We start from the raw sequence: 8,281 nt of genomic DNA, 5'->3' as shown, positions 1-8,281 counted from the left end.
TAATGGCTGTTCTCAGTGCTGAACGTATCAAGATCACCACGACCAAGTCGCCGCTCTGGTGCTCGGTCATCATCGTCGTGCTCGCTCTCGGCTTCGCGGCCATCATGGGCGCGGTTGCCAAGTCGGCTCTGACGTCCTCCGATGTCCAGGGAGCACCGGACCTCGACACCGCCGTTGCCACGGCCGGCATCTCGGGTTTCGGAATCATGGTTCTCATGATCATGGCGGCCCTCGCGGTCACCAGTGAGTACCGCTTCGGGACCATCCGCACCACCTTCCAGGCAGTTCCGAACCGTGCCTCGGTTCTCATCGCCAAAGCCGGCCTCATCGGTGCCTTCGGCGCGGTGCTGACGTTTGTCCTCGCCTTCGGGTCCTACGCGGTGGCCAAAGCCATGGCCGGTACCGAGGCCAGCACGGGCCTGACCCTGTCGACCGGCGATGACTGGCGTGCGATTTACGGCATCCCGGTGTACGCCTTCCTCTGCGTGATTCTTGCTGTCGGCGTCGGATCGATCATCCGCCAGTCGGCGGGCGCTATTGCGTTGCTCCTGCTCTGGCCGCTGCTCATCGAGAGCCTGTTCGGACTGTTCGGCAGTGTCGGCGAGAAGATCACCCCGTTCCTGCCGTTCGCGAATGCAAACCACTTCCTCAGCCCTGGCGGCGGAAGCCTTGATTTCCACTGGGGACCCTGGGGCAGCCTGATCTACTTCGCGGCCTTCGTTCTGGTGATTTTCGGAGCAAGTATTGTCATCGTGAATCGTCGCGACGCCTGATCTTGTCGCTCCCTCGGTAGGTGTTGTCGGGAGACCTACCGAGAACGCGGAGTGACAGCAGAGTAGGGACCCAGTACGAAAAACCATTCGTACTGGGTCCCTTTCCTGTGCTCCGGCCGATATCCTCCGAAGATGAGACTCTTCGGTGTGGTTGTGGTCGCAATGGCTGGAGCACTCGTGGTGAGTGGATGCTCGTCGTCAGGAAGTGAAGCAGCCGTCCCGGCAGATCCGGTGGCATTCGCCGAGACCGTCACGGTCGACGCCGTGACCGGGCATCTGGAGCAACTCGAGAAGATCGCCGGTAACAACGACGGCAATCGATCGGCCGGAACCCCCGGCTACGACGCCAGTGTCGACTACGTGGCAAACCTGCTCGAAGACAAGGGCTTCGACGTCAGTACCCCGGAATTCGACTTCAGCTCCTTCGATCCCGGCACCGAATCCCTGAAAGCTACTGACGGCTCCGATGTTCCGGTGCGGGCGTTGACATATTCCCCCTCCACGGGACCGACCGGAATCACGGCACGCCTGGTGGTGATTCCCGCCGACGAGACACCAGGTTGCGAGGCCACCGACTACGACGGCCGTGACGTGAATGGTGCAATCGTGCTGGTCACCCGCGGAGTGTGCCCGTTCGGCGACAAGCAGAAGATCGCCGCTGACCGCGGCGCGGCAGCGTTGTTGGTTGCCAACAACGAGGACGCGATGCTGGGCGGGGCAACCTTGGGTGAGCCCGAAGACGCCCGCATTCCGACCGGCGGGGTGAGCAAGGCGTCGGGCGAGGCTCTTGCCGTAGCGCCCGGAGACCTCACGCTGATTCTCGACACGTCGACGGAAACGACGAAGTCGCGCAACGTGATTGCACAGACCAAGACCGGCGCGACCGACAACGTGGTTGTCGTGGGCGCCCACCTGGACAGTGTGCCGGAAGGTCCCGGAATCAACGACAACGGAAGCGGCACCGCAGCCGTGCTGGAAACCGCGCTGCAGATGGGAAGCTCACCGAGCATCGAGAATGCCGTGCGTTTCGCTTTCTGGGGAGCGGAAGAAGTGGGATTGGTCGGCTCCACCCGTTACGTGGAAGGTCTGAGCGATAAGGAACGGGCCGACATCGCCCTGTATCTGAATTTCGACATGCTCGGTTCGCCCAATGCCGGATACCTGGCTTACGACGGCGACAACTCGGATGCCGTCGGGGAGGGGCCAGGGCCCGAGGGGTCGGCGGGCATCGAGCGCACCTTCGTCGACTTCCTCGCCGATCGGGGGATTGCGGCGGACGGAACGGACTTCGACGGGCGTTCCGACTACGGCCCGTTCATCGAGATCGGAATCCCGGCGGGCGGAGTGTTCAGCGGCGCGGACGAACGCAAGACGCCGGCTCAGGCCGAGAAGTGGGGTGGCGAAGCGGACGAGACCTTCGACCCGAACTACCACAGTGCCCAGGACAACCTCGCGAACATCGATCGCGAAGCGCTCGCTGCCAACGCTTCTGCAGTAGCCTTCGGAGTTGCGACGTATGCCCAGGATTTGAGCGGGCCGAACGGCGTTCCCGTCGGCGATGCCCGGACACAGGCCAGAACCGAATGATCGACTGACCGAATGATCGACTGACCGAATGATCGACTGACCGAATGATCGACTGTGCGAGCGACCAGGAGGCCACTGTGCGAGAACGGCGGCAGCACACTGTCTGTAACTCTGAGTTACGCTTGAGTTATGGCTGATCTGTCCCCGGAGGGCACCGACACGACAGGTGCTCCTTCCTCCTCGGTTCGAGGCGTCGTCGACGTCGTCTTGAACTCTGCGGCAGAACTGAACCGTCGGCAGCAGCTCATCGACGCGCTACGACGGCTGAGGCGGGCACTACCCGGTGATCCCGGATTCGGAGATCCGCTCTCGCTGGCAGGTCCTGGCGGTGCCCGCGCCGTGGCCCGCGTCGCTGACAGATTGCTCGATCAGAAGCCGGCAGCCACTCGCGAAGTGAGCCTCGGAGCACTGCAGGTGTGGCAGGCGGCGCTGGAAAAGATGGGCCGCGGCCGCGGTGATCAAGAACTGACCATCGTCTTCACCGATCTGGTTGGCTTCTCCACCTGGTCACTCGAAGCCGGTGACGGCGCCACGCTGACGCTCCTGCGTGCCGTGGCGCAGGCCGTGGAAACCCCGATCACCGACAACGGCGGACACGTCGTCAAGCGGATGGGCGACGGTCTGATGGCCGTGTTCATTCGCCCGGATGCGGCTTTGAAGGCGGTGTTCACCGCGCAGGACGCACTCGCGGAAGTCGACCTCGACGGATACACCCCACGCATGCGCGTCGGCCTCCACACGGGTACCCCGCGCCAGATCGGCGACGACTGGCTCGGCGTCGACGTGACCATCGCCGCCCGGATGATGGGCTTGGGCGGCGACGGCAACGTCATGATGTCGGCGACAACTCTCGAGGAACTCGAAGCCGGCACCCTGGAGGATCTCGATCTCACGATCCGGCCATGGCGACGAGGGTTCTTCGCGACCACTCCCAACGGAGTTCCCGTCGACCTGGGAATCTGGCGCGTACGCCGGAACTAGCGCACTAGACCTGGAGCCGCCAAAGCGGGGACACCGGACCATGTCCCGCGCCGAGGTCGTACGACGCCTCGAGACACTTGGTCACCCACTCTTTGCCGAACGCCACCGCGTCCGGAACGGAATAGCCATGTGCGAGAGCGCAAGTGATCGCAGCGGCCAGCGTGTCTCCGCCGCCGTGATCGTTGCCGGTGTCGATCCGGGCACTGCTGAATTCGAGGAAACGGTCGCCGTCGAACAACAGATCGGTGGACAACTCCGAAGTACGAAGGTGGCCGCCCTTGACGATGGACCATTGAGCACCGAGCGCATGCAACGCTTCTGCCGCTTGGCGGGCGCTCTTGTCGTCGACGACCTCGATGCCGGTGATCAACCTAACCTCGTCGAGGTTCGGAGTGACCACCGTGGCAGCCGGAATCAAGGTGTTGCGGACCGCGTCGAGAGCTTCTTCGTGCAACAGTGGATCGCCGTGCATCGACGCGCACACGGGGTCGACCACCAGCGGAATCGGTCGGTCGCGGCCGATCCCCACCTCGGCGGCAACTGCGGCTACCGCTTCGATGATCGTCGTCGAGGCCAGCATTCCAGTCTTCGCTGCGCCGACGCCGATGTCCGAGACCACGACGCGCACCTGGTCGGCGACGATCTCCGGCGGGATCTCGTGGAAACCGCTGACGCCCACCGAATTCTGGACCGTCACAGCGGCGACGGCCACACAGGCGTGTACTCCGCACATCGCCATCGTGCGGGAATCGGCTTGAATGCCGGCTCCGCCGCCGGAGTCGGTTCCGGCGATGGTCAATGCCCGAATCGGGGTCTGTCCGGCGGGGGTCAGGGGCAGCAGCTTCACGACGACGAGCCTACCGACCGGACCTGGGGAAACGGCAGCTCGGTCCGGATGGACTCGGTTTCCGGGATTTCCGCTTCCAGGATTTCCGCGTACTGACGTACGTCCGCCGAGATCCGCATCGAGCAGAACTTCGGCCCGCACATCGAGCAGAAATGTGCGGTCTTGGCGGGCTCGGCCGGTAGTGTCTCGTCGTGGAACTCCCTGGCGGTGTCCGGGTCGAGTGACAAAGCGAACTGGTCCAACCAGCGAAATTCGAAGCGCGCCTTGGACAGTGCGTCGTCGCGGGCCTGTGCATTCGGGTGCCCTTTTGCCAGGTCTGCTGCATGGGCAGCGATCTTGTAGGTGATCACACCGGTTTTCACGTCGTCTCGGTTGGGCAGGCCGAGGTGTTCCTTGGGTGTGACGTAACAGAGCATCGCCGTTCCCGCCCGTGCGATCATCGCCGCACCGATGGCGGAGGTGATGTGGTCGTACGCCGGCGCGATATCGGTAGCGAGCGGTCCGAGGGTGTAGAACGGTGCCTCGTCGCAGAGCTCTTCTTCCAGGCGGACGTTTTCCTCGATCTTGTCCATGGGAACGTGTCCGGGGCCCTCGATCATGACCTGGACTCCTGCGGATTTCGCAATCTGCGTGAGTTCTCCCAGAGTGCGAAGCTCCGCGAATTGGGCGGCGTCGTTGGCGTCGGCGATCGATCCCGGTCGAAGCCCGTCACCGAGGGAGAACGTGACGTCGTATCGGCGCAAGATCTCGCACAGTTCGTCGAAGTGGGTGTAGAGGAACGATTCCTGCCTGTGGTGCATGCACCACGCGGCCATGATCGCGCCGCCGCGCGAGACGATTCCCGTGACGCGACCAGCAGTCAGAGCGATGTAACCGATTCTTACACCGGCATGCACGGTCATGTAGTCGACGCCCTGCTCGCACTGCTCGATTACCGTGTCGCGGTAGATTTCCCATGTCAGAGCGGTGGGATCTCCGTTGACTTTCTCGAGTGCCTGGTAGATCGGTACCGTGCCGACCGGTACGGGTGAGTTGCGGAGAATCCATTCACGGGTCAGGTGGATGTCCTTGCCGGTGGACAGGTCCATGATGGTGTCGGCGCCCCAGCGGATCGCCCACACCATCTTTTCGACTTCCTCTGCAACAGAGGAGGTTACGGCCGAGTTCCCGATATTCGCGTTGATCTTGACGGCGAACTTCTTGCCGATGATCATCGGCTCCAGCTCGCCGTGGCGATGGTTCGCGGGAATTACCGCCCGCCCGCGAGCCACCTCGGAACGCACCAGTTCGGCTGAAACGCCCTCGCGTGCAGCGCAATAGCGCATCTCCGGGGTGATCACACCGTCTCGGGCGCATTCCAATTGCGTCCGATTGCTTTCCGGGCGTTCCCAGGTGTCCCTGGTCGTCGGGAGCCCTGCATCGAGGTCGATGTCGGCGTCCATGTCGGTGTAAGGACCTGACGTGTCGTACAGGTCCAGATGCTCACCATTGGTGAGAGTGACGCGTCGAAGTGGGATCCGGAGAGAATCCGATTCGACGTAATGCTTGCTACTGCCCTCGATCGGGCCGGTTGTCACAGCGGTGTGGACAGTCGCGTGAACAGCCGTACGGACAGACTTCTCCTGCATGGTGCGCTCCCTACGCCGGCATTATCCGGTCAGGTTCATCCGGTCGACGGCCCTAGCCGTCCTCTCAGCCCGCTGGTGCGAGCCCCCGTGGTGGTTGTATGAAATTTGTGCCCGCTGTCACAGCGGCACCGGGCGACTCTATCTCAACCCCGAAAAAGCGTTTCACTGCGATTGCGGTGGAGTCGTTCGCGGTGCAAAAATTGGTCGAACCCGGGACAGCGTCGTCGGTAGCTGATTCTATGAGTGGCATGGATCACAGTTATGGAGAGCGTGCGAACGCAGCAGTCGCAGATCGCGCAGTTGCAGATCGTGCCGTGGAGGTCGCCGCAATGAACGACATCGAAAACTCGAGAACCGGAACCTCACCGGAAGTCACGCTCGTGGACAATCCGTCGCACGAACGATTCGAACTGCTCTCCGACGACGAGTTGGTCGGCATCCTCGGATACCGCGACGAGGACGAGATTTCGGGGAGCGGAGCCGAAGCGGGCGACGTGGTTGCGTACATGCATACCGTCGTCAAGGAGGAGTACGGCGGGCAGGGACTGGCAGCCGTACTCGTGCAGTTCGCGATGGACTGCGCCCGTGAACGTGAATGGTCGGTGCGGCCTGTGTGCACCTATGTTCAGCGGTACCTCGGCGAGCATCCCGAGTATCTGGAACTGCTCGTCGAGGACTAGCCGCCGGAGGTTGCAAACAGACGATCAGGCTCCGAGCTTTACAACTACCCGAGATTCACGATCACCGGAGCGTGATCGCTGGCGCCCTTGCCTTTTCGCTCGTTTCGATCGATCTCGGCCGCCTCGACGCGCGCTGCGAATGCCGGAGAGCCGAGGATGAAGTCGATTCGCATGCCCTGCTTCTTTGGGAAGCGAAGCTGCGTGTAGTCCCAGTACGTGTACACACCGGGGCCGGGGGTGTACGGGCGAACGACGTCCGCGAACCCGGACTCGGTGAAGGCAGTGAACGCAGCTCGTTCCGGCTCCGACGTGTGGGTCTTGCCCTCGAAGAAAGCGGGATCCCACACGTCGTCGTCCGTAGGAGCGACGTTCCAGTCACCGACCAGTGCGATCTGCGCGTCGGGATCCTGCTTGAGCCAGCCCTCCGCGTCGTCGCGCAGCTTCGCCAGCCAATCCAGCTTGTAGGCGTAATGCGGGTCTTCCAGCTCACGGCCGTTGGGGACGTACAGGCTCCACACCCGCACACCGCCGCAGGTGGCACCGATCGCACGTGCCTCGCGGACCGGGTCTGCTTCGGGATCCTTGTCGAACCCGGGCTGATCCTCGAATCCGATCTGCACGTCGTCCAAGCCGACGCGGGAAGCGATGGCGACACCGTTCCACTGGCTCAACCCGACGTGGGCGACCTCGTAGCCGATTTCCTTGAAGCGTTCGTACGGAAACTGCTCGTCCTTGCACTTGGTTTCCTGCATTGCCAGGACGTCGACGTCGGATCGACCGAGCCAGTCGATGATCCTGTCGGTACGGGCACGGACGGAGTTGACGTTCCAAGTAGCGATGCGCACGAGGGCAAGCCTAGCGTCAGCCGCCGACAGGATCGGTGGCGTATCGGTAGCGGTGGTGTTCGACGAATCCGAGCCGCTCGTAGAGCGCGATCGCCGCGGAGTTCTCCGCCGAAACCTGGAGGTACGCGTGCGTCGCACCGTTCTGACGACCCCAGGAGAGTAGATCTCCGCAGATCAGCGACCCGATTCCGTGACGACGGTGTTCAGGGGCGACGTGAATGCCGGTCAGCCCTACCCAGCGCTTGCCATCGGGCGCCTCGGTGAGCGCAGCGCGCCCGATGGCAAGCGTCGTGTCGGTGTTTCCGATCGCGCCGAAAGTTGCACTGCCCACGACAGCCGTGAGGACCGCCTCGACGTACGCCGGATCTCCGTGGGCGTCGTACGTCGACAGCCAGTTGTGGTCGGGGCGGTCGGCGAACGAGGTGACCGGAGGACCGAGCGGCAGCGTGACACTGCCCAGATCGGCGGCCATCACGATGGTTTCCTTCTCGCTGGTCCACCCGTCCGGAGCGGTGCCGAGTCGATCGGGGAGGAGAAGCAGGGTCGGCAGGCCGCGGTCACCGAACCACTGGCGTATCCGTTCGATGGTGCTCGCGTCGAAGCCGGCAACCGTCCCCGCACCACCGAGCGGCAAAGCTGAATTGGCGCGGCCGGTGAAACCGTGACCGGCGCGCAGCAACCAACCGTCGATCCACGCCTGCTCGACCCCCGGCCACGCCGCCGCAGCAGCCGTTTCGAGGTTTCGAATCTCGCCGATGCGAATCGGACGGGCCGAGAGAGTCTTGAGTGCAATCACCTGATCGGCGGAGACCTGGACCAGCCGACCGTCGCCGCTGCGGACGGCGATGGGATCGGCACCCTCGAGGATGCCGATGACGTCGGTCATGGGATGCGAATAGCCGGGTGGGAGCTTGTATCGCAAAACCACCCGGCTACCGAT

General features: G+C 63.4%; 8 protein-coding genes and 1 riboswitch. Of the genes, 4 read left to right on the top strand and 4 right to left on the bottom strand.

The window, feature by feature from the left end; genetic code table 11:
* The first annotated feature begins 2 nt into the window (after window positions 1–2).
* The 3 genes from QMA15_RS11515 to QMA15_RS11505 all read left to right on the top strand — a co-directional run bounded on the left by QMA15_RS11515 (window position 3) and on the right by QMA15_RS11505 (window position 3,341).
* Entirely contained in the window at window positions 3–773 is a 771-nt protein-coding gene (locus QMA15_RS11515; RefSeq protein WP_019744508.1) for an ABC transporter permease, read from the top strand.
* Between the two features lie 132 nt (window positions 774–905).
* A complete protein-coding gene (locus QMA15_RS11510; RefSeq protein ID WP_290284523.1) occupies window positions 906–2,360 on the top strand; it encodes a M20/M25/M40 family metallo-hydrolase in 1,455 nt (484 codons plus the stop codon).
* A 129-nt stretch (window positions 2,361–2,489) separates the two neighbouring features.
* A complete protein-coding gene (locus QMA15_RS11505; RefSeq protein ID WP_019744506.1) occupies window positions 2,490–3,341 on the top strand; it encodes an adenylate/guanylate cyclase domain-containing protein in 852 nt (283 codons plus the stop codon).
* 4 nt (window positions 3,342–3,345) lie between these two features.
* Here QMA15_RS11505 and thiD read toward each other — a convergent pair whose 3' ends face one another.
* Together thiD and thiC are read right to left on the bottom strand one after the other, a co-directional pair.
* The gene (gene thiD / locus QMA15_RS11500) at window positions 3,346–4,188 is read right to left on the bottom strand and encodes a bifunctional hydroxymethylpyrimidine kinase/phosphomethylpyrimidine kinase (RefSeq protein ID WP_003945044.1); all 843 of its coding nucleotides are present in this window, start codon (window positions 4,186–4,188) and stop codon (window positions 3,346–3,348) included.
* On the bottom strand, window positions 4,185–5,816 hold the full coding sequence (gene thiC / locus QMA15_RS11495; protein ID WP_290284520.1) for a phosphomethylpyrimidine synthase ThiC: 1,632 nt from the start codon (window positions 5,814–5,816) through the stop codon (window positions 4,185–4,187). The genes thiD and thiC overlap by 4 nt, the downstream gene beginning before the upstream one ends.
* Window positions 5,807–5,915: riboswitch (TPP riboswitch) on the bottom strand. (Overlaps the previous gene by 10 nt.)
* A gap of 149 nt (window positions 5,916–6,064) precedes the next feature.
* Here thiC and QMA15_RS11490 point away from each other — a divergent pair.
* Entirely contained in the window at window positions 6,065–6,496 is a 432-nt protein-coding gene (locus QMA15_RS11490; protein ID WP_223257849.1) for a GNAT family N-acetyltransferase, read from the top strand.
* A gap of 44 nt (window positions 6,497–6,540) precedes the next feature.
* On the opposite strand, the gene QMA15_RS11485 is transcribed toward QMA15_RS11490, so the two are convergent.
* Both QMA15_RS11485 and QMA15_RS11480 read right to left on the bottom strand, forming a co-directional pair.
* Entirely contained in the window at window positions 6,541–7,341 is an 801-nt protein-coding gene (locus QMA15_RS11485; RefSeq protein WP_003945060.1) for an exodeoxyribonuclease III, read from the bottom strand.
* A 16-nt stretch (window positions 7,342–7,357) separates the two neighbouring features.
* A complete protein-coding gene (locus tag QMA15_RS11480; protein WP_081328989.1) occupies window positions 7,358–8,269 on the bottom strand; it encodes a GNAT family N-acetyltransferase in 912 nt (303 codons plus the stop codon).
* Window positions 8,270–8,281 lie beyond the last annotated feature (12 nt).

Source organism: Rhodococcus sp. APC 3903, assembly GCF_030407755.1.
In the GTDB taxonomy this organism is placed as follows: Bacteria; Actinomycetota; Actinomycetes; order Mycobacteriales; family Mycobacteriaceae; genus Rhodococcus_F; species Rhodococcus_F erythropolis.
Note: the sequence above shows the minus strand (reverse complement) of the source record. Positions and strands in the feature narration are given on the sequence as shown.